We start from the raw sequence: 20,102 nt of genomic DNA on the forward strand, positions 1-20,102 counted from the left end.
TGCGTGAGGGGGAGCGAACATGGTGGACGCCGCACGAGCGCGCAAGCTCGCCGACCGCATCCAGCAGATCGTCGCCGAGATGCTGGAGCGCCGGATCAAGGACCCGCGCCTGGGCTTCGTCACCGTGACCGACACGCGCATCACGGCGGACCTGCGCGAGGCGACGGTGTTCTACACGGTGTTCGGCTCCGAGGCCGAGCGGGCCGACAGCGCCGCCGCGCTGGAGAGCGCCAAGGGTGTCATCCGCTCCGAGGTGGGCCGCCAGACGGGCGTGCGGTTCACCCCGACGCTGACGTTCAAGCACGACCCCCTGCCTGACAGCGCGCGCCAGCTCGACGACCTGATCAACGCCGCCCGGGCCCGGGACGCCGAGGTGGCCCGCCAGGCCCAGAGCGCCGCCTACGCCGGAGAGGCCGACCCCTACCGCAAGCCCGACGAAGCGGTCGAGCCGGGGGACGACCCGGCGTGACGCCCAACGTTCGCGACAGAGCAGACCGCCCGTCCCGCGCGGCCCCGTGCCACGACGCGATCCCCGAGATCTCGTGGGACCGGGCGGTGCGGCTCATCGGCGGGGCCGAGGAGGTCGCTCTGGCCTGTCACGTGACGCCCGACGGCGACGCGCTCGGCTCGATGCTGGCCGTCGGGTTCGTGCTGCGTTCGATGGGCAAGCGGATCGTGGCGTCGTTCGGCGACCGGCACTTCGCGGTGCCCCGCCTGCTGCGGTTCCTGCCGGGCCAGGACATGCTGGTGCCGCCGGAGGAGTTCCCGCCCGTGCCGGGGCTGGTGATCACGTTCGACGCCTCGACGCCGGAGCGGCTGGGGCTGCTGCGCGACAACGCCGCCCGGGCGCGTGAGGTCATCGTGGTCGACCACCACCCCTCTAACGAGAGCTTCGGCACGCTCGGCCTGGTCGACTCCACGGCGGCGGCCACGGCGATGCTGGCCGAGCAGCTGGTCTACCGGCTCGGCGGACGGCTCGACCGGGACATCGCCACGTGCCTGTACGCCGGGCTGGTGACCGACACGGGCTCGTTCCGGTATCCCTCGACGACGCCCGCCGTGCACCAGATGGCGGCCAGGCTGGTGGCCACCGGGTTGCGGACCGACGAGATCGCCCGGGAGCTGTGGGACCGCTCGCCGTTCGGCTATCTCAAGGTGCTGGCCTCCGCTCTGGAACGGGTGAGGCTGGAGGACGGGCTGGTGTGGACCTATGTGACGCGGGTGGACCGGGCCGCGTACGGGCTGCCGTACGCGGAGCTCGAAGGCATCATCGACATCGTCCGGCGTACGGACGAGGCCGAGGTCGCGGTCGTGCTCAAGGAGGACGACCATGGCGACTGGCAGGTGTCGACCCGGTCCAAGGGCGCGGTGGACGTGGGGACCGTGTGCTCGGTGCTGGGCGGCGGCGGGCACCACAACGCCGCCGGATACACCTCGCACGACGGCGTGGTCGAGACCATGGCCAGGTTCCGGCGCGAGCTGGCGAAGGTGCGACGGCGATCGAGCGGAGCGGTGTGATGGCGGAGAGCGGGCTGCTCATCGTCGACAAGCCGGGCGAGTGGACCTCGCACGACGTGGTGGCCAAGATGCGGCGCATCGCGGGCACCCGGCGGGTGGGGCACGCGGGCACGCTCGATCCGATGGCCACCGGCGTGCTGGTGGTCGGGGTGGAGAAGGCGACCAGGCTGCTCGGGCACCTCGCGCTGACGGAGAAGGTCTACGAGGCCACCATCAGGCTCGGGGTGAGCACGAACACCGACGACGCCGAGGGCGAGGTCGTGGCCACGACATCGGCGGCGGAGGTGACGGCGGCCGAGATCCGCAAGGGTGTCGCGGCGCTGACCGGTGAGATCATGCAGGTCCCGCCGCAGGTGAGCGCGATCAAGGTGAACGGGCAGCGGGCCTACAAGGCGGCGCGGGCCGGCGAGGCGGTCGAGTTGGCGGCCCGGGCGGTGACGGTGCGCGCGTTCGAGGTGCTGGACGTCCGGCACGAGCAGGAGCCGGCGGCGGTGGTCGACGTCGATGCCGTCGTGACGTGCTCCAGCGGCACCTACATCCGGGCGCTGGCCCGTGACCTGGGGGCGGCACTGGGGGTCGGCGGGCATCTGACGCGGCTGCGGCGTACCCGGGTGGGGCCCTATGACCTGTCGCTGGCCCGGAGCATCGAGCAGCTCACCGAGGAGTGCGTGGTGCTGCCGATCGGGGAGGCGGTGGCGGCGGCGTTCCCGCGCAGGGACGTGACGGCCGAGGAGGCGCGGGTCATCGGGCACGGCGGGCGGCTGCCGGCGGCCGGGCTCGGAAAGGGGCCGATCGGGGTGTTCGGGCCCGAGGGCGAGCTGCTGGCACTGGTCGAGGAGCAGGGCCGTACGGCCAGGCCCATCGCCGTCTTCGTGTCCTAGCGGTCAGGTGGGCTTGCGGGCCACGATGATGTCGCGGACGATCGCCTGGTCCACCCAGTGCTCGAAGCCCGGATAGTCCATCACCTCCAGGCCCGCGTCCTTGAGGATCTCGGCCAGCTCCGCGCTCTTGCCGCCGTAGGTGTTCCAGGCGATGCCCATCGCGCCGCCGGGGCGCAGCAACCCGGCCCAGCTCGGCACGGCCTGCCTGAGCAGCTCCATCGGGCTGCGTGACAGGCCGCCGTGCCCGCCCTTGCTGCCGTGCTGCACACCGTAGGGGGCGTCGGTCACCAGGACGTCGAACGAGCCCGGCTTGAAGAACTCGCGGCTTCTGAGGGTGTCGGCGTTGATCATGGTCAGGTGCTGCACGTCGCCCGCCTTGACCGACTCCTTCGACAGGCCGAACGTGATGTTCAGCCGCCGCCCCACCAGGGCCCGCTCGCGGCGCACCGGCACGGTCTCCGCGGTGTGCTTGAGCCGCTTGTTGCGCAGCCAGGTCTTGATGAAGCCGGTGTAGGCCTCGAAGTCCTTGCCGTCCACGTCGATGCCGTAGGCGTCGTAGCCGTACATCAGGGCCTGGTTGAGGGTCGTGCCGCGGCCGCAGAGCGGGTCGAACACCGCCAGCCGGTCGCCCAGCTCCCTGTCGCACGCCAGGACGGTGACGTTGAGCAGCAGCTTGGTGAAGTGCTCGTTGGTCTTGCCGGCGTATTTCTGGATGGTGATCAGGTCGCTGCTCAGCCGGTCGAGGCGGCGCATGGTCAGCGGCCTGAGCAGCTCGCCCTCAATCTGAAAAATCGCGTAAACAGAGGAAAGATTGGACAAAAGCGAAATGTCCGCCTGGGTAAGCGGCTCAGGGGTCTCGAACGTCACGTACGGCACGCCGCCGATCTCGGTCTCCTCGCCCACCGGCGCCTCGTCGCCGAGCGCCCGCCGGCCGAACACGGCCAGCTCGCTCAGGGTCAGCCGGACGGAGCTCTCGCCGTAGACCCGGTTGAAGGCAGGCAGGATCAGAAGCGCGTATCGAGGCATGATGTGCGATCCTACCGCCCCTGACGTGGCCGCCCGGGGCTCGATTGGAGGGAACGAGCGCGAGCATGGCACGCTTGTGGGGATTGATCCGCCACGAGCGAATGGGGCCTAGCGTGCAGGGTTCGGGAAGGTCTGTCGTCACCATAGGTGTGTACGACGGGGTCCACCGCGGGCACCAGCGGGTGGTCGAGCGTGCTGTCGCCGTGGCCCGCGAGCGGGGGCTGCGGAGCGTGGCCGTGACGTTCGAGCCGCACCCTGACGAGGTGGTGCGGCCGGGGGCGCGCCCGCAGCGGCTCACCACCCCGCGGCGCCGGGCCGAGTTGCTGGCCGCGCTGGGGGTGGACGAGGTCCACGTCCTGGAGTTCACGCTGGAGCTGTCGCGGACCAGTCCCGATGACTTCGCCCAGAACGTCCTGGCCGAACGTCTCCAGGCCGCCGCCGTCGTGGTGGGGCAGAACTTCCGGTTCGGGCGCGCCGCCAGCGGCGATGTGGAGACATTGCGCACGATGGGCGACAAATACGACTTCGGGGTGGAGGTCGTGCCCCTGCTCGACGACCTCTCCTCGACCGCGATCCGCGAGCGGCTCGTCGCGGGCGACGTCGAGGGCGCCGCCGCGATGCTGGGGCGGCCGCACCGCGTGGAGGGCGTGGTCGTACGCGGCTACCAGCGGGGGCGCCAGCTCGGCTTCCCGACCGCCAACGTGGAGACGCCGCAGCACACGGCCATTCCGGCGGACGGGGTCTACGCGGGTTGGCTGGAGTGCGTGCCCGTGGCCAACCTGCCCGCGCTCTATGCGGGGGAGCGGTGGCCGGCGGCGATCTCGGTCGGCACCAATCCGACGTTCGAAGGGGTGCCCAGGACGGTCGAGGCCTATGCGCTGGATCGGGATGATCTGGAGCTCTACGGGGTGCACGTGGCGGTCGAGTTCGCCGCGCGCCTGCGCGGCAACACGCGGTTCGAGTCGATCGACGCGCTGATCGCCGGCATCGAGGGCGACGTCGCGGCCACCCGCCGCCTCACCAGTTGAACCCTTCGTTACGCGAGCCGCCCGCCTCCACGGAGCGCCCGCTCGACCGGCTGCGCCCCGGGCGTCAGACCGGGGGCTCCGGGTCGTACTGCATGTAGCGGCGGATCTCCCGCGCCCGGTCCTTCGTCGACAGGCGGGCCACCAGGTGGAGGGACATGTCGATGCCCGCCGACACGCCGGCCGAGGTGACCATGTCGCCGTCGTCCACGAACCTGGCGTTCTCCCGGACCTCGATCGTCGGGTCCAGCGCGGCCAGCCGCTCGACCGCCCCCCAGTGCGTCGTGGCCGGGCGGTCCTTCAGCAGTCCCGCCGCCGCGTACACCAGGGCTCCCGTGCACACGCTGGTCATCAGCGGCGTCCCGGCACGCAGGCCGCGTACCCACTCCAGGTGCTCCTCGTCCGTGACCAGCGGCCGGGTGCCCTTGCCGCCGGGGTGCACCAGGACGTCGAGCCCGCCCACGTCGGCGAAGCCGTGGTCGGCGAGCAGCTTCAGGCCCTTGGCCGCCTTGACCGGGCCGGCCGTGCGGGCGAGGGAGAGCAGCTCGATCTCGCCCGGCCACAGCCGCTCCCACATCCCGAACACCTCCCACGGCCCCACCGCGTCGAGCTCCTCGACGTCCTCGAACAGCAAGATTCCGATCCGCATGGCGAGTCCTCCATCTCGTGCCAGGGCAGGCCCCGTCGCAACAGTCTTCCAGCACGATGATGTCGATACGGCGGACCACCCCGTCCTAGGTGGTAACCTTGCATGTCGGCTCTGTGACGGCGCTGTTGCGCGCTGCCCATGACGGCCTTCACGCGGCGACTGTAGGCACGCACGGTCGCTCGCACATCCATCTCATTCACGCGTGCCCGTAGATCGAAGGAGAGCCGTGTCCCTCGACACCGCTGCCAAGAAGACCATCATCAGCGAATACGCGACGGCCGAAGGCGACACCGGGTCGCCCGAGGTGCAGATCGCGCTGCTCAGCAAGCGCATCAGCGAGCTCACCGAGCACCTGAAGACGCACAAGCACGACCACCACAGCCGTCGTGGTCTGCTCCTGCTCGTCGGGCGTCGGCGCCGGCTGCTGAAATACCTGCAGAAGGTCGACATCCAGCGTTACCGCTCGCTCATCGAGCGGCTCGGCCTGCGCCGATAGCATGAAGGGAGCGGCGTCCGCGCCGCTCCCTTTCCATATCGGCGCGGCCGGACGCCCAGGCGCGTGGCGACGTGAAACGGCCGGGCGCCTGGCGTACAACTGAATATCCGAGACACACAGCCCCCGCGTCCGCTCAGCACCATGCGACCCGCGACGCCTGCGGGCCGGTCCTCGGTAGTGGCTTCCGGTAGGTATGAAAGTGAGATTGTGACCGGGCGCTTCGATCGAAGACCGGCGCTGCACCTAACGAGGGTGCCGGTGGAAAAGGGCGCGGGAGACCGACCACAAGGAGGTCCCCCGTGGAGGGTGTCCACACCGCTGAAGCCGTCATAGACAACGGCTCTTTCGGCACGCGTACGATCCGGTTCGAGACCGGCCGTCTCGCGCGCCAGGCGGCGGGTTCCGCCGTCGCCTATCTCGACAACGACACGATGGTTCTCTCCGCCACCACGGCGTCCAAGACGCCGAAGGAGAACTTCGACTTCTTCCCGCTCACGGTCGACGTCGAAGAGCGAATGTACGCCGCGGGCCGTATCCCCGGCTCGTTCTTCCGCCGTGAGGGCCGTCCCTCCGAGGACGCGATCCTCACCTGCCGGCTGATCGACCGGCCGCTGCGCCCGTCGTTCGTCAAGGGCCTGCGCAACGAGATCCAGGTCGTCGCCACCGTCATGGCGCTCAACCCTGACCACCTCTACGACGTGGTGGCCATCAACGCCGCGTCTCTGTCCACCCAGCTCGCCGGGTTGCCGTTCTCCGGCCCGATCGGCGGCGTGCGCGTCGCGCTGATCGACGGCCAGTGGGTGGCCTTCCCGACGCACCACGAGCTGGAGCGGGCCACGTTCGACATGGTCGTGGCGGGCCGCGTGCTCGGCGACGGCGATGTCGCGATCATGATGGTCGAGGCCGAGTCCACCAAGGACACGCTCAAGCTGGTCGCCGAGGGCGCCGTCGCGCCGACCGAGGAGACCGTCGCGCAGGGCCTGGAGGCGGCCAAGCCCTTCATCAAGGTGCTGTGCGAGGCGCAGTCGCGCATCGCGCAGGTCGCCGCAAAGGAGACCGCCGAATACGCCGTCTTCCTGGACTACCAGGACGACGTCTACGCCGCCGTCGAAAACGCGATCAAGACCGAGCTGGCCGCCGCGCTGACCATCGCCGGCAAGCTGGAGCGCGAGAGCGAGCTCGACAAGGTCAAGGCGCTGGCCGCGGAGAAGCTGCTGCCCGAGTTCGAGGGGCGGGAGAAGGAGATCTCCGCCGCGTTCCGCTCGGTGATGAAGAAGCTCATGCGCGAGCGGGTCATCAACGAGGGCGTGCGCATCGACGGCCGCGGCACGAAGGACATCCGCGCCCTGTCCGCCGAGGTCCACGTGGTGCCGCGGGTGCACGGCTCGGCCCTGTTCGAGCGTGGCGAGACCCAGATCCTGGGCATCACCACGCTCAACATGCTGCGCATGGAGCAGGTCATCGACACGCTCAACCCCGAGCGCACCAAGCGCTACATGCACAACTACAACTTCCCGCCCTACTCCACCGGCGAGACCGGCCGGGTGGGCTCGCCCAAGCGCCGCGAGATCGGTCACGGCGCGCTGGCCGAGCGGGCGCTCATCCCGGTGCTGCCCTCGCGCGAGGAGTTCCCGTACGCGATCCGCCAGGTCTCCGAGGCGCTGGGCTCCAACGGCTCGACCTCGATGGGCTCGGTCTGCGCCTCCACGATGGCGCTGCTCGACGCCGGCGTGCCGCTCAGGGAGATGGTCGCGGGCATCGCGATGGGCCTGATCGGCGAGGGCGACACCTTCGTCACGCTGACCGACATCCTGGGCGCCGAGGACGCCATGGGCGACATGGACTTCAAGGTCGCCGGCACCAAGGACGTCATCACCGCCCTGCAGCTCGACACCAAGCTCGACGGCATCCCGGCCTCCGTGCTGGCCGCCGCGCTCAAGCAGGCCAAGGGCGCCCGCCTGGCGATCCTCGACGTGATGCAGGAGGCGATCGACTCCCCGGCGGAGATGAACCCGACCGCGCCGCGCATCATCACCATCAAGGTCCCCGTGGACAAGATCGGCGAGGTCATCGGCCCCAAGGGCAAGATGATCAACCAGATCCAGGACGACACGGGCGCCGAGATCACCATCGAGGACGACGGCACGATCTACATCGGCGCCACCGACGGCCCGTCCGCCGAGGCGGCCCGTACGGCGATCAACGGCATCGCCAACCCGCACATGCCGGAGGTCGGCGAGCGCTACCTGGGCACGGTCGTCAAGATCGCCGCCTTCGGGGCGTTCATCTCGCTGATGCCGGGCAAGGACGGCCTGCTGCACGTCTCCCAGATCCGCAAGCTGCACGGCGGCAAGCGCATCGAGAACGTCGAGGACGTCATGAGCGTCGGCGAGAAGATCCAGGTCGAGATCGCCGAGATCGACGGCCGGGGCAAGCTCTCCCTGGTGCCGGTCGAGGTCATCGAGAAGGAGGCCGCGGACAAGGAGGCGAAGCCCGCCACCGAGTCCGTCGAGGGCGGTTCCGACACCGCTCCCGAGCCCGAGGCCGCCGCCGCGCCGGCCGCCGAGGAGAAGCCGGACAAGCCGCGCCGCACTCGCACGCGCGTGCGCAGCACCCGCACCGACGGCGACGACCGCAACTCGTGACGGTGAGGACCACAGAAGGCAGGGCTTCGGTCCCGTGGCCGGTGAAGGAGATCTCGTGATGGAGATCACGGACAAACGCGGCACGGAGGCCCGGTGACCACCACCACGCTGCATCCCGGCAAGGACGGTGCCGGGGTGGTGAGGCGCACGGTCCTGCCGGGCGGGTTGCGTGTGGTGACCGAGACCATGCCGACCGTGCGCAGTGTCGCGGTCGGCATGTGGGTCGGCATCGGCTCGCGTGACGAGGCCCCCGAGCACATGGGGGCCACCCACTTCCTGGAGCACCTGCTGTTCAAGGGCACTCCGACCCGCGACGCGATGGAGATCTCCGCCTCCATCGAGGGCATCGGCGGCGAGATCAACGCCTTCACCGCCAAGGAGTACACCTGCTACTACGCCCGGGTCCTCGACGAGGACCTGGCGGTGGCGGTGGACGTGCTCGCCGACGTGGTGACCAGCTCGCTGGTGACGGACGAGGACGTCGAGTCAGAGCGTGGCGTGATCCTGGAGGAGATCGCCATGCACGACGACGACCCCTCGGACGTCGTGCACGAGCAGTTCGCCGCCGCCCTCTATGGTGACTCGCCGATCGGCCGGCCCATCCTGGGCACGGTCGACTCGATCAACGCCCTGGGGCGCGAGCGGATCGCCGAGTACTACCACCGCTACTACCGGCCCCGCCGTACGGTGGTGTCGGTGGCGGGCAACGTACGCCACGAAGAGGTCGTCGAGCTGGTCACCAGGGCCTACGAGCGGGCCGGCGCGCTGTCCGGCCCGGCCGAGTTCGCGCCCCCGCGCACCAGCGGTCCCGGGGCGGAGACCCGCTCGGGCGTCAGGGTGCTCGACCGGCCGACCGAGCAGGCCAACCTGGTGCTCGGCACGACCGGCATGGCCCGTACGGACGAGCGCAGGTTCGCGCTGGGCGTGCTCAACGCGGCGCTGGGCGGCGGCATGTCGTCCCGGCTCTTCCAGGAGATCAGGGAGAAGCGCGGCCTGGCCTACTCCGCCTACAGCTACACCTCTGCCTACGCCGACACCGGGCAGTTCGGCATCTACGTGGGCTGCCTGCCCTCGAAGATCGACGACGTGCTCAAGATCTGCCGGGACGAGGTGGCCAGGGTCGTGACCGAGGGCCTGTCCGCCGACGAGATCATGCGCGGCAAGGGACAGATGCGCGGCGGGCTCGTGCTCGGACTGGAGGACACCGGCTCGCGCATGTCCCGGATCGGCAAGAACGAGCTGGTCTACGACGAGCTGATGTCGGTGGACGAGGTGCTGTCGCGCATCGAGGCCGTCACCCCCGACGAGATCGCCGAGGTGGCCGCCGACGTGCTCAGCCGGCCGCTCACGCTCGCCGTGATCGGCCCGTACGGCGACAAGGACTTCGGCGACGCCGTCCGATAGGGTTGGCCCTGTGATCAGGGTAGGTGTGCTGGGCGCCCTCGGCAGAGTGGGCGTCGAGGTGTGCAAGGCCGTCGAGGCGGCCACCGACATGGAGCTGGTGGCCGCACTCGACAAGGACGACTCCGTCGAGGGGCTCAGGGGCGCCGAGGTGGTGGTCGACTTCACCCATCCCGACGTGGTCATGGGCAACCTCGAATGGGCGATCGGCCACGGCATCCACCCCGTGGTGGGCACGACCGGGTTCGACGAGGGGCGGCTGGAGACCGTGCGGGGGTGGCTGGCGGGCTCGCCGGGCACCAACTGCCTGATCGCCCCCAACTTCGGCATCGCGGCCGTGCTCATGATGCACTTCGCGCAGCAGGCGGCCCGCTACTTCGAGTCCGTCGAGATCGTCGAGCTGCACCATCCCAACAAGGCCGACGCCCCTTCCGGCACGGCCCGGCGCACCGCGGAGCTGGTGGCCGAGGCGCGGAGCAAGGGCGGGCTGGGCCAGATGCCCGACGCGACGAGCACGGCGCTCGACGGCGCTCGCGGGGCCGACGTCGGCGGGGTTCACGTGCACGCGGTGCGGCTGTCCGGGCTGATCGCGCACCAGGAGGTGCTGCTGGGCGGCGACGGGGAGATCCTCACGATCCGCCACGACACGATGAGCAGGTCGGCGTTCACGCCGGGCGTGCTGCTCGGGGTGCGCAGGGTGCGCGAGCTGCCCGGCCTCACCCTGGGGCTGGAGCCCCTGCTCGACCTCTGACCTCTGCCGCACACGACGTGCCCACCACCCGTCCAGTGGGTCGTGGGCACGTCGTGAGGAGAGGGTCCCGGGCTCCGCACAGCCGGGACTACGATCATCAACACTAATACGAGCGGCGCGATACGCCCGAAACATGGGATCGTGTCGGCATGGTGCGATGGGCGGAGGCAGGAGAGCTCCCCGGGCTGACAGCGATCGAGCTGGCGGCGGATCGGCTGTTCGAGCAGGTGGGGATCGTGTTCCCGCCCGGCACGACCATGATCGAAGAGGTCACCGACCCCGGGCCGGTGCTGGTCGAGGGGGAGCCACCGGCGGGATTCGCCCTGATCGGGTGGGTGGACGGCAACCTGCACCTTGAGCAGCTCGCCGTGCATCCCGACAGCATGCGGCAGGGCATCGGCGGGCGGCTGATGACGGCCGTGATCACCCACGCCGGGGCCGCCGGGGCGCCCGCGGTGACACTGACGACCTACCGGGACGTGCCCTGGAACGCGCCGTGGTACGCGCGGCACGGCTTCTCGGTGATGCCGGAGGCCGAGTGGGGGCCGGAGCTACGCGCGCTGGTGGCCCACGAGCGCGAGTTGGGCATCGAGGTGGCGCCGCGGGTGGTGATGCGCCGCGGGTCCCCTACGTCCGGGCCGGCCCCCGATGCGCGCGGCGCCTCGACGCCGGCGCACCCGTAGCGGGGTGCCGTTCACGGCTGGTCGGCCGAGTGCGACGGGGGCTCCTCGAAGCGCGACCGCTGCGGCGGCTCCCCGCTGACCGCCTCCACGATCGAGGCCGCGAGCTGGTGCAGCTTGACGTTCCTGGACTGGGAGACCTGCCGGAGCACCTCGAAGGCCTGGTGGGAGGTGCAGCGGCGCTGCGCCATGACGATGCCGAGCGCCTGGTCGATGATCGCCCGGGTGGCGAGCGCCTCCTTGAGCTGGGCCACCATCTCACGTGTCCGGGCCGCGCCCAGCGTCGTACGGAGCAGCAGCTCGAGATGGCCCGCCGACACGCGCAGGCTGCACCGTACCGCGTCGGGGAACTCGCCGGCGTCGTCGGAATAGAGGGTCAGCGCGCCCAGCGGCCCGCCCTCGAACTCCAGCGGCTCGGAATGCAGGCTGCGGAGCCCCCGGGAGTCGGCGGCGAAGCGGCGCCAGCGGGAGTCCGCGGCCAGATCCGTCGCCGTCACCGGCCGGCCGGTGCTGATCGCGTCGAGGACCGGCCCGTCGCCGGTGGCCGACTGTAACTCGTCGAGCCGACCGGCCCGCACGTGGGAGCAGGCGGCGGTACGGATGCCGGACTCGGCACACAGGGCGATGCTGACCATGGGACGACCGGGGATCACCCGAGAGATGATGGAGACGCTCTCAACGAGCTCCCGCTCGAACTCCGCGATGTCCGTGGGCACTGTAGGCCGGTTCAACGGTTTCCTTCGCACTCGTGCGTCGGGCCACTCCTCCGGACCATCTGTGCAGCAAGCCTGCCCTTGCCAGGGGTCTTCCCGCTAGCCCTTCCGCGCAAGAATCTGAACATCAACCCGCGACATAGGCATCCACTTCCGCCACATACGCATCCTTGACGTGCCGGGGCAGCCAGGCGATCTCGAACGCGTTCCGTTGCAGCTGCGCCAGCTCCTCCCGGGAGAGCTGCAGCGCGTCGTGCAGGGCGAGCAGGTTCTCCTGGACGTACGCCGCGAAGTACGCCGGGTCGTCGGAGCTGATCGTGACCCGCACGCCGAGGTCCATGAGCTTGCGGATGCCTTCGGCCTTCAACGAGCCGGTGACGAAGCCGTTGGAGACCGGGCAGCAGGTGAGCCCCATGCCGCGGGCCAGGACCGTCTCCACCAGCCGCTGGTCCTCCAGGATGTTGACCCCGTGGTCGATTCGGTTGACCCCGATGTCCTCGACGGCCTGGCGGATGTGCTCGATCGCGTCGTCCTGGTCCACGTCACAGTGCATGGTCAGCAGGTAGCCCTCCTGCCTGGCGCGCTCGTAGACCGCCGCGAACTTGGCCGGCGGATTGCCCTTCTCGTCGGAGTCCAGCCCGACGCCCACGATCCACTCCTTGTACGGCAGCGACTCCAGCAGCGTCGCCATCGCGTATTCGGCCTGGAAGTCACGCAGGAAGCACATGATGAGCTGCGCCCGCACGCCGAGCTGCGTCTCCGCGTCCATCAGCGCCCGCCGCAGTCCGCGGATCACCACGTCGAACGGCACGCCGCGGGAGGTGTGCGCCTGCGGGTCGAAGAAGATCTCGGCGTAGCGGACGTTCTGCTCGGCGGCCCTGCGCAGGTAGGCCATGGCCAGGTCGTAGAAGTCGGGCTCGGTGCGCAGGACCCGCATGCTCTCGTAGTAGATCGTCAGAAAGGAGGGCAGGCTGTCGAAGGTGTAGGCGGCCCGCATCTCCGCGACGGAGGAGTAGGGCAGCTCCAGGCCGTTGCGGGCGGCCAGCTCGAACTTGAGCTCGGGCTCCAGCGTGCCCTCGATGTGCAGGTGCAGCTCACACTTGGGCAGCCCGGCGACGAAGTCCTTCACAGCTCCTCCTCGTCCTCGTCCTCGTGCTCGTCAGAGGCCTTGCGCTCATCGATCCACAGGTTCGGGGCGCTCGTCAGAAGACGATAGCCAAGCCCAGCGCGAAGAGCAGTCCGTAGGCCAGCTGCAATTTCCCGGTCTGCTGCAGCACCGCGATCAGCGCCGGGCCCACGGCCTTGTCCAGCACCGTCCTGATCGGCGGGATCGCCAGCGGCACGGCGAGCAGCACGAGCGCCGCCCACGGCGTCACCGGGATCATCGCCAGCGCCACCACGAACGGCACGACCTGCAGGGCCACGTAGAGCGTACGGGTGCGCTCGGCGCCCAGCCGCACGGCCAGCGTCCGCTTGCCGGAGCTGCCGTCCGTGCCGACGTCACGCAGGTTGTTGACCACCAGCATCGAACACGACAGCAGACCCACCGGGATCGAGGCGAAGAACGCGGGCCAGCTCAGGTGCTCGGTCTGCACATAGGCGGTGCCCACCACGGGCACGACCCCGAAGAACACGAACACGGCCAGCTCGCCCAGACCGCGGTAGCCGTACGGACGCTTGCCGCCCGTGTAGAACCAGGCCGCGGCGATGGCCGCGGCGCCCACCAGCAGGATCCACCACGCCTGCGTGACGATGACCAGGATCAGCCCCAGCACCGCCGCGAGCGCGAAACAGCCCAGTGCGGCGGCCAGCACCTGCGGCGGGGTGGCCGCCCGCGAGCCCACCAGCCGCATCGGGCCGACCCGCTGGTCGTCGGTGCCGCGAATGCCGTCGCTGTAGTCGTTGGCGTAGTTGACCCCGATCTGCAGGGAAAGCGCCACGAACAGCGCCAGGATCGCCCGCCACCACACGAAGCCATCTTCGCCGATGGCCACGCCGGTGCCGACCATGACGGGCACGATGGCGTTGGGGAGAGTGCGCGGCCGGGCGCCGGCGATCCACTGGCCGGGTGTTGCCATATCCGTTGAGACCTCTAGCTGATATCCGTGGTGAGCCTGACCATCCGGATCGGACGGCCCATGTCGAGAACGCGCTCGGCCATATCCTCGCCCCAACCGGCCGACTCCAGGAAACCGAGCACCGCGTGGTTGTCGGCGAACACCCAGGTGACGATCTGGCGGAACCCGTCCTCGCGCAGGTGGTCGACCGTGGCGTTGAGCAGGCGGCTGCCGTGACCCCGGCGGACGAAGTCCGGGTCGACCAGCAGCGTCAGCATCTCGGCCACCACGCTGGGGTCGAGGTCGGGGTCCTCGGCGGGGGCATGTGAGGCCAGGCCCACCACGCGCTCACCGCCGCGTGGGGTGGTCAGCGCGGCACTGCCGCCCGCGCCGAGCGCCGGAAAACCCTCGGTGTCCAGGATGGTCTCCACCGCCACCAGCACCCGATGCATGGGTGTGGGCGGGGCCACGATCGCCTCGTCCCACTGGCGCAGCCACATCTTCTCGGCCGCCGCGCCTGTCATCTGCTCGAGTGGGCCTTCGGGGAGGAAATCCCGATAACCGTAGCGCCAGGCGCGGATCTGAGTGTTCGCAACCTGGAGCACATCCTCGCGCCGGGCCGCCCGGACGCCTACGTCTGCCATCTCGGCCCGCTCCTTCGCCTGCCGTCCATGCCACAAGGCACGAGTTACACCGTATCGGTGTTTGACCCTTGGAGACGACGCGAACCCCGCTTCCTCACCCGGTAACCCCGTGTCTTGGTGCAGTCGCCGCATAACTGCACGTACCCCAGCAAGACATCATCAGACGTCAGCCCGCTGCCGCAGCCTGGGAACCTCCGGGAGAGATCGCCGACCACCTCCTGAGGCGAGATCGTTGACCCTCGCCTGAGGCGAGATCATCGACCAAGCCTCGCGGCCTCGTCGCCGCGACCAGCCCTGGACGGCCTCCTCATGATGAGATGGCGGCCAGCCCTGGACGGCCTTTTCATGACGAGGCCGCGACCAGCCCCGGGCAGCCTCTCACGATGAGACCTCGGCAAGGGCCTGGGAGAGTCGCCGCACCCCTTCGGTCAGCTCCGCCAGATGGGCGGCGGCCATGTGCGTCACCCGGATCCGCGGCCCCGGCGGCTCGGACGGATAGTAGATCTGCCCCGGGCTCACCAGCACCCCGTTCCGCTTGCCCGCCTCCACCAGCGCGTGCTCGTCGACCTCGGCGGGCAGCCGCACCCACAGGTGCATCCCGCCGATGGGCATCACATGCACCTCCGCCTCGGGCATGCGCGCGGCCAGCGCCGCCGCCAGGCCGTCGCGGCGGGCGCTGATCTCGCCGTGTACGGCCGCCAGATGCCGCCGCCACCCCGGCGACCCGACGAACTCCAGCGCCGTCTCCTGCAACGGCCTGGCCACGAAGAACGACTCCACCAGCTGGCTGGACCGCAACCGGCGAGCGGCCGGCCCTCGGGCGATCACGGCCGCCACCCGCAGGCTGGGGGAGAGGATCTTCGTCAGCGAAACCAGATGGACCACCGTGCCGTGCCGGTCCATGGACGCCAGCGACGACGGCGCCTGCGCGGTCAGGAAATGGGCGTAGTCATCCTCGATGACGAACGCCCCCGCCGCCCTGGCCACCTGCAGCACCTGCTCCCGGCGCTCGACGGGGAGGGTCGCCCCCGTCGGGTTGTGCAGCGTGGGCTGGCAGAAGAACACCCGGGCCCCCGTCACGGCGAACGCCTCGGCCAGCAGCTCCGGCCGCACCCCGTCCCGGTCCATGGGTACGGCCGTCGCCCGCAGCCCCGCCGCCTTGGCCGCCGCCAGCGCTCCAGGGTAGGTGGGCGTCTCGACCAGCACCGGCGTACCAGGTGCCGCGAGCGCCCGGAACGCATGGGTAAGCGCCGCCTGCCCTCCGCTCACCACCAGCACGTCCCCCGCCGTCACGTCACCCCCTGCCTGCGCGGCGAACCACCTCCGCAGCTCCACCACTCCCGTAAGCGGCGGCATCGCCCACGCCTCCGCCCGCCGTACGGCCCGCACCGCCGCAGCCGCCAGCTGTTTGTCGGGCCGCAACCCTGGCCGCAGGTACCCCCCGGTCAGGGGCACAGTCCCCTCGGGCACCGCCCCCAGCAACGCCGCCACCGGCTCGTCGTCCACCACCCGGGCCCCGAGCGCCACGGTCTGCCAGGACAGGTCGGCGGCATCCCGCGCCCCGCCGACCGGCTGAGCCACGAAGGCCCCGACACCCGGCTTGGTGACCACCCGCCCCTCGGCCGCCAACTGCCCGATGGCCCTGGAGACGGTCACGGGACTGACGTTGTGACGCCGCATGATCTCCCTGCTGGACGTCAGTTGCGCCCCCGCCGCCAACCGCTCGGCCTCCTGACGCAGTATCGCAGCGACCTGATCGACACTGCTATCGTTTTCCATGAGAGATCACGATAGCGCTACTCCCTCCCCCGAGATAGCGCTCCCACCCCCACAAACCCAAGCCCCCACCCCTTCCCAACCGCAGACGGAGACACCTCCACCAGCCTCCACTGTCACCAGAGATGGCGATTCCTCAGCTTCGGGGCGGACCGCTAGGGATCCTTCTGGTCAACCGCCGAGAGCCAAGCTGACCACGAGTGCCCCTGGCCAAGGGCCTGCACTAGGGACGCCTGCGGATTCCCCTGATCGTTGGCGGGCTGCCGGGACGACTCCGGATCCCGCTGGTCAGCAGCGGGGCGTCGGGATGGGCACGGTCTCCTCCGGCCAGCGGCCGGGTGGGCTGACTGCGGATCCCCCTGGCCAGGGGCGGAATGTCGGGACGACCGCGGATCCCGCTGGTGATTGGCGGGCTGTCGGGACGACTCCGGATCCCGCTGATCAGCGGCGGGGGGTCGGGATGGGCGCGGCCTCCTCCGGCCAGGGGTCGGGTGGGCTGACTGCGGATCCCCCTGGTCAGGGGCGGAATGTCGCGACGACCGCGGATCCCGCTGGTCAGCGGCGGGGCGTTGGGATGGGCGCGGCCTCCTCCGGCCAGCGTCCGGGTGGGCTGACTGCGGATCCCCCTGGTCAGGGGCGGGACGTCGGGACGACCGCGGATTTCGCTGGTCAGGGGCGGGACGTCGGGACGCCTGCCGATCCCGTGACCGCGGGTCTCCAAAGGTCGCCGCGTCGGCGAGAAGGTGAACGGTCCGGCTCGGCGCAATTCAACGGCGCCCAGCCACTCCAGGCCAGCGCACCCGAGGCCAGCGCACCCGAGGCCAGCACACCTCAGCCCAGTGCGCCCCAGAGCAGCACACCTCAGCCCACCAAGCCCTCGGCCAGCAAGCCCCACCGCAACACACCCCGAACCAACCAGCCCCCCACCTCCAACCCACCAACCCCTGGCCAGGCCCACCAGGCCCACGGGACCCAGGAAGCCCATCAGGCCCACAAAGCCCAAAAGACCCGCCAAGCCCGCCAAGGCACAGCCCTGGCCCTCCTCGGTGTCCTGGCTTTCTCAGGCTCCTTCCCAGGCACCGTCTACGCCCTGGAAGGCTTCGAGCCGTGGCTGGTGGCCGTCGGCCGAGCCGCCATAGCAGGCATCCTCGCCGCAGCCTGCCTAAAAGCCACCGGCCGCCCCCTCCTCCCACCCAAACCCCACTGGCCCGCCTACGCCCTGATCTCCCTGGGCGTGGTCTTCGGCTTCCCCGTCTTCAGCACCCTGGCCCTGGACCTCGGCACAAGCACCTCCCACGCCGCGGTCGTCATAGCCCTCCTCCCCGCCGCCACCGCCGTCTGCGCCGTCCTGAGAGCCGCCGAACGCCCCGGCCCCCTCTTCTGGACAGCCAGTACGGCAGGCGCCCTGGTCATCACCGCCTTCACCCTCGCCCAGGGCCACGGCACCCCCACCTGGTCCGACCTCCTCCTCGTAGGAGCCCTCGTATCAGCCGCCATCGGCTACACCGAGGGCGGCCGCCTGTCCAGGCAGACCCCCGGCTGGCAGGTGATCTCCCACACCCTGGTCCTGTCGCTCCCCTTCACGGCTCCCATCACCGCGGTCCTGGCCCTCACCACCCCCCTCACCCCCACCCCGCACGCCATCGTCGGCCTCGCCTACGTATCGGCGATCTCCATGTTCATCGGCTTCATCCCCTGGTACGCGGGCCTGGCCAAGGGCGGGATCGCCAGAGCGGGCCAGACCCAGCTGATCCAACCCCTCCTGACCCTCCTCTGGGCCTGGTTCCTGCTGGGGGAGAGATTCGGCCTGACCACAATGGTCGCCGCCCTGGCCGTACTGATCTGCGTAACCGTCACCCAGCGGGCCCGTACTTGAAATGACGTGACGCTACGCCGCAGGATAAGAGGGGAGGTGTCACAATATGGCAGACCTCACGATCCCCGAAGGCGGGTTCTGGCCGGCGCCGGAGATCCCGCAGCCCAACATCTACCCGATGGAATGGCGAGTGGAGACCGAAAAGCTCGCCGCCATCTACGAGAAGTCCAAGCGCATGGTCTGGAACCCGGCCGATCTTCCCTGGGACGGCCTGCGAGCGGAGGACTTCACCAGGGAGCAGCGCCTGGGCATCATGTACTGGTTCGCAGTGCTGGCGAATTTCGACGCCTCGGGGCCGGCGGTGTTCGCGCGGGCCACCATCCAGGCATTCGAGAAGCACGAAGAGGACCCGGTCAGGAAGTGCTTCTTCTCGATCACCCGCGACGAGATGAACCACGAGGAATGCTGCCAGCGCACCATCGCCAAACTCTGGCCGGGCGGCCCGCTCAACTGGAGCCCGTCCGACGACCTGGAGCGCGCCGCGCACAACAACATCGGCTGGCTCTACCACAACGGCGGCCGCTACTGGAACGGCTACAACGCGGCCGTGGGCAAGTACTCGCTGCCGGTGCTGTTCACCAGTTTCATGATGGGCGAGATGGCCGCCTCGACCCTGTTCAGGGGCATGTCGTCGGGCACGCAGCACCCGGTCTTCGGCGAGATGTTCCAGCGCATCGGCCGGGACGAGTCCCGCCATCTGCAGATCTGCATGACCATCCTCGAGAACGAATGGCCCGGCCTGACGGACGACGTACGTACTCTCATCACGCGTCAGCTCCGGGCCGGCTTCGTCTTCCTCAGCATGATCCTCTGGGAGCCGCCCGAGGGTTTCTGGGAGCTTCCGCCGTACTTCCTGCCCAACCACCGCGTCCTCATGGACCACGCCAGGCAGGCGGGGCTGGGGGTGCTGTCGTACGAGGAGCAGGCGGAGAACTGGCGCGTGGCCATGGCCCGGGTCCGCGCAATTGTCGAACGCTGGGGCATCGCCTTCCCGGCCATTCCGGAGCTGGACCTGGAGGGCGTGCCGGTGGACTTCATCGATCCGGAGGACATCATCCCGGTCTTCTAACATGGCGGCATGTGGCCCCGTAGGAACGGACTCAGGGTCCTGGAGCTGGGCGCTCCCGGCGACATGCGTACATGGCTCACCGACCTGACGCTGTCCGGCCGCAAGCAGGCGACGGCCGGACTTCTGTCCCTCGACTACGAGGCCGAGGGCGAAGAGGTGGAGCAGGTCGGCGAGCGACTGATCCTCGTGGACGACGCCGGCCAGAGCGTGGCGGAGATCGAGATAACCAGGGTGGAGCTGACGCCGTTCGCCGAGGTCACCTGGGAGTTCGCCGAGGCGGAAGGCGAGGGTTTCCGGTCGACGGCCGATTGGCGGGAGACCCATCGCCGCTTCTGGACCGACGTGGGCCATCCGGTGGCGGACGACTCGACCGTGGTCTGCCTGTGGTTTCGGGTCGTCGCTCAGCCGGGCCAGCGGTCCTCGGGCGAGACGTAGCTGCCGCGATGGGGGACGGTGAAGACCCATCCCTGCTCTCTCAGCAGTGACACGGCCCGGCGTACGGTCTCGCGGGCGGCGCCGAACTGCCGCACCAGGGTGGCCTCGTTCGGGATCGAGTGGGAGGCGGGCAACTCGCCGGCCTTGATGCGTTGCCTGATTTCCTCGGCGATGTGCCGATAGAGCGGGATCTGCGGCCCCGACGGCCGCCCCACGTCCTCGGGGGAGCTCACGAACGTGCCCTCTCCCTGACGGGTATGCACCAGCCCCTGGTTGCGCAGCACCCGAATGGCCCGGCGCGCGGTGGTACGGGCCACCTGAAACTCTCGCTGGATCCCCGCTTCGCTGATCACGAGATCCCCGGGGGAGAGCTCGGCCAGGATGCGCGCCCTGATGACGTCGCTGATCTGCAAATAGAGATAAGTGTCACCCTCGCGTTTCAGCACGATTCAAGGGTATA

The 20,102-nt window shown here is 69.9% G+C and carries 20 protein-coding genes; 12 read left to right on the top strand and 8 right to left on the bottom strand.

Translation table 11 applies throughout. From position 1 onward, the window contains the following. The first annotated feature begins 19 nt into the window (after window positions 1-19). Genes rbfA through truB form a run of 3 tightly spaced genes read left to right on the top strand, consistent with a single transcriptional unit; the run spans window position 20 to window position 2,399 of the window. Window positions 20-469: a 30S ribosome-binding factor RbfA gene (gene rbfA, locus BLS95_RS45035; RefSeq protein WP_090945756.1), complete on the top strand. Its 450-nt coding sequence runs from the start codon at window positions 20-22 to the stop codon at window positions 467-469. Continuing rightward, window positions 466-1,518 (top strand): DHH family phosphoesterase, encoded by a 1,053-nt coding sequence (locus tag BLS95_RS45040; protein ID WP_090945757.1) that lies wholly within the window; start codon window positions 466-468, stop codon window positions 1,516-1,518. The genes rbfA and BLS95_RS45040 overlap by 4 nt, the downstream gene beginning before the upstream one ends. Then, window positions 1,518-2,399 carry a tRNA pseudouridine(55) synthase TruB gene (truB, locus tag BLS95_RS45045; RefSeq protein ID WP_090945758.1) on the top strand — a complete coding sequence of 294 codons (882 nt, stop codon included), beginning with the start codon at window positions 1,518-1,520 and terminating at the stop codon, window positions 2,397-2,399. Before BLS95_RS45040 ends, truB begins: the two co-directional genes overlap by 1 nt. 3 nt (window positions 2,400-2,402) lie before the next feature. Here the strand turns inward: truB and BLS95_RS45050 are convergent, their stop codons facing one another. Beyond that, window positions 2,403-3,425: a TRM11 family SAM-dependent methyltransferase gene (locus tag BLS95_RS45050; RefSeq protein WP_090945759.1), complete on the bottom strand. Its 1,023-nt coding sequence runs from the start codon at window positions 3,423-3,425 to the stop codon at window positions 2,403-2,405. A 101-nt stretch (window positions 3,426-3,526) separates the two neighbouring features. Between BLS95_RS45050 and BLS95_RS45055 the strand changes: the two genes are divergently transcribed. Beyond that, window positions 3,527-4,453, top strand: a complete 927-nt coding sequence (locus tag BLS95_RS45055; RefSeq protein ID WP_090945760.1) for a bifunctional riboflavin kinase/FAD synthetase — start codon at window positions 3,527-3,529, stop codon at window positions 4,451-4,453. Window positions 4,454-4,517: 64 nt separating this feature from the next. Here the strand turns inward: BLS95_RS45055 and BLS95_RS45060 are convergent, their stop codons facing one another. Further along, window positions 4,518-5,099, bottom strand: coding sequence for a DJ-1/PfpI family protein (locus BLS95_RS45060; protein ID WP_090945761.1), 582 nt, complete (start codon window positions 5,097-5,099; stop codon window positions 4,518-4,520). A gap of 226 nt (window positions 5,100-5,325) precedes the next feature. Between BLS95_RS45060 and rpsO the strand changes: the two genes are divergently transcribed. The 5 genes from rpsO (at window position 5,326) to BLS95_RS45085 (ending at window position 11,075) form a co-directional block, all read left to right on the top strand. Beyond that, window positions 5,326-5,595: a 30S ribosomal protein S15 gene (rpsO, locus tag BLS95_RS45065; protein WP_090945762.1), complete on the top strand. Its 270-nt coding sequence runs from the start codon at window positions 5,326-5,328 to the stop codon at window positions 5,593-5,595. Between the two features lie 299 nt (window positions 5,596-5,894). Continuing rightward, the gene (locus BLS95_RS45070; RefSeq protein WP_090945763.1) at window positions 5,895-8,240 is read left to right on the top strand and encodes a polyribonucleotide nucleotidyltransferase; all 2,346 of its coding nucleotides are present in this window, start codon (window positions 5,895-5,897) and stop codon (window positions 8,238-8,240) included. 93 nt (window positions 8,241-8,333) lie between these two features. Continuing rightward, window positions 8,334-9,644: a M16 family metallopeptidase gene (locus BLS95_RS45075; RefSeq protein WP_090945764.1), complete on the top strand. Its 1,311-nt coding sequence runs from the start codon at window positions 8,334-8,336 to the stop codon at window positions 9,642-9,644. A gap of 10 nt (window positions 9,645-9,654) precedes the next feature. Further along, window positions 9,655-10,392, top strand: coding sequence for a 4-hydroxy-tetrahydrodipicolinate reductase (gene dapB / locus BLS95_RS45080; protein ID WP_090945765.1), 738 nt, complete (start codon window positions 9,655-9,657; stop codon window positions 10,390-10,392). Window positions 10,393-10,541: 149 nt separating this feature from the next. After that, window positions 10,542-11,075: a GNAT family N-acetyltransferase gene (locus tag BLS95_RS45085; protein WP_090945766.1), complete on the top strand. Its 534-nt coding sequence runs from the start codon at window positions 10,542-10,544 to the stop codon at window positions 11,073-11,075. 11 nt (window positions 11,076-11,086) lie between these two features. On the opposite strand, the gene BLS95_RS45090 is transcribed toward BLS95_RS45085, so the two are convergent. The 5 genes from BLS95_RS45090 to BLS95_RS45110 all read right to left on the bottom strand — a co-directional run bounded on the left by BLS95_RS45090 (window position 11,087) and on the right by BLS95_RS45110 (window position 16,265). After that, entirely contained in the window at window positions 11,087-11,803 is a 717-nt protein-coding gene (locus tag BLS95_RS45090; protein ID WP_143044153.1) for a GAF and ANTAR domain-containing protein, read from the bottom strand. Between the two features lie 109 nt (window positions 11,804-11,912). After that, on the bottom strand, window positions 11,913-12,914 hold the full coding sequence (locus BLS95_RS45095; protein ID WP_090945768.1) for an adenosine deaminase: 1,002 nt from the start codon (window positions 12,912-12,914) through the stop codon (window positions 11,913-11,915). A 73-nt stretch (window positions 12,915-12,987) separates the two neighbouring features. Further along, window positions 12,988-13,863 carry a 1,4-dihydroxy-2-naphthoate polyprenyltransferase gene (locus tag BLS95_RS45100; RefSeq protein ID WP_090945769.1) on the bottom strand — a complete coding sequence of 292 codons (876 nt, stop codon included), beginning with the start codon at window positions 13,861-13,863 and terminating at the stop codon, window positions 12,988-12,990. Window positions 13,864-13,877: 14 nt separating this feature from the next. Further along, window positions 13,878-14,486: a GNAT family N-acetyltransferase gene (locus BLS95_RS45105; RefSeq protein WP_176993724.1), complete on the bottom strand. Its 609-nt coding sequence runs from the start codon at window positions 14,484-14,486 to the stop codon at window positions 13,878-13,880. A gap of 378 nt (window positions 14,487-14,864) precedes the next feature. Beyond that, window positions 14,865-16,265, bottom strand: a complete 1,401-nt coding sequence (locus tag BLS95_RS45110; protein WP_090945770.1) for an aminotransferase-like domain-containing protein — start codon at window positions 16,263-16,265, stop codon at window positions 14,865-14,867. 1,030 nt (window positions 16,266-17,295) lie between these two features. Here BLS95_RS45110 and BLS95_RS58595 point away from each other — a divergent pair. Genes BLS95_RS58595 through BLS95_RS45125 form a run of 3 tightly spaced genes read left to right on the top strand, consistent with a single transcriptional unit; the run spans window position 17,296 to window position 19,642 of the window. After that, window positions 17,296-18,138 carry a DMT family transporter gene (locus BLS95_RS58595; RefSeq protein WP_281250113.1) on the top strand — a complete coding sequence of 281 codons (843 nt, stop codon included), beginning with the start codon at window positions 17,296-17,298 and terminating at the stop codon, window positions 18,136-18,138. A gap of 46 nt (window positions 18,139-18,184) precedes the next feature. Next, window positions 18,185-19,207, top strand: a complete 1,023-nt coding sequence (locus tag BLS95_RS45120) for a hypothetical protein (RefSeq protein WP_090945772.1) — start codon at window positions 18,185-18,187, stop codon at window positions 19,205-19,207. Window positions 19,208-19,216: 9 nt separating this feature from the next. Continuing rightward, complete coding sequence (locus BLS95_RS45125; RefSeq protein ID WP_090945773.1) at window positions 19,217-19,642, top strand: ASCH domain-containing protein; 426 nt, start codon at window positions 19,217-19,219, stop codon at window positions 19,640-19,642. Here BLS95_RS45125 and BLS95_RS45130 read toward each other — a convergent pair. Beyond that, the gene (locus BLS95_RS45130) at window positions 19,609-20,088 is read right to left on the bottom strand and encodes a GntR family transcriptional regulator (RefSeq protein WP_090945774.1); all 480 of its coding nucleotides are present in this window, start codon (window positions 20,086-20,088) and stop codon (window positions 19,609-19,611) included. The genes BLS95_RS45125 and BLS95_RS45130 overlap by 34 nt on opposite strands. Window positions 20,089-20,102 lie beyond the last annotated feature (14 nt).

Origin of the sequence: Nonomuraea jiangxiensis (genome assembly GCF_900099965.1) — a bacterium.
Taxonomy (GTDB): domain Bacteria; phylum Actinomycetota; class Actinomycetes; order Streptosporangiales; family Streptosporangiaceae; genus Nonomuraea; species Nonomuraea jiangxiensis.

What these genes read in the sequence shown, in the direction of transcription:
- BLS95_RS45105 (WP_176993724.1), bottom strand. Translation starts at nt 14,486, where the DNA reads ATGGCAGACGTAGGCGTCCGGGCGGCCCGGCGCGAGGATGTGCTCCAG.
- BLS95_RS45125 (WP_090945773.1), top strand. Translation starts at nt 19,217, where the DNA reads ATGTGGCCCCGTAGGAACGGACTCAGGGTCCTGGAGCTGGGCGCTCCC.
- BLS95_RS45085 (WP_090945766.1), top strand. Translation starts at nt 10,542, where the DNA reads ATGGTGCGATGGGCGGAGGCAGGAGAGCTCCCCGGGCTGACAGCGATC.
- BLS95_RS45110 (WP_090945770.1), bottom strand. Translation starts at nt 16,265, where the DNA reads ATGGAAAACGATAGCAGTGTCGATCAGGTCGCTGCGATACTGCGTCAG.
- BLS95_RS45100 (WP_090945769.1), bottom strand. Translation starts at nt 13,863, where the DNA reads ATGGCAACACCCGGCCAGTGGATCGCCGGCGCCCGGCCGCGCACTCTC.
- BLS95_RS45050 (WP_090945759.1), bottom strand. Translation starts at nt 3,425, where the DNA reads ATGCCTCGATACGCGCTTCTGATCCTGCCTGCCTTCAACCGGGTCTAC.
- BLS95_RS45055 (WP_090945760.1), top strand. Translation starts at nt 3,527, where the DNA reads ATGGGGCCTAGCGTGCAGGGTTCGGGAAGGTCTGTCGTCACCATAGGT.
- BLS95_RS45120 (WP_090945772.1), top strand. Translation starts at nt 18,185, where the DNA reads ATGGCAGACCTCACGATCCCCGAAGGCGGGTTCTGGCCGGCGCCGGAG.
- rbfA (WP_090945756.1), top strand. Translation starts at nt 20, where the DNA reads ATGGTGGACGCCGCACGAGCGCGCAAGCTCGCCGACCGCATCCAGCAG.
- BLS95_RS45060 (WP_090945761.1), bottom strand. Translation starts at nt 5,099, where the DNA reads ATGCGGATCGGAATCTTGCTGTTCGAGGACGTCGAGGAGCTCGACGCG.
- truB (WP_090945758.1), top strand. Translation starts at nt 1,518, where the DNA reads ATGGCGGAGAGCGGGCTGCTCATCGTCGACAAGCCGGGCGAGTGGACC.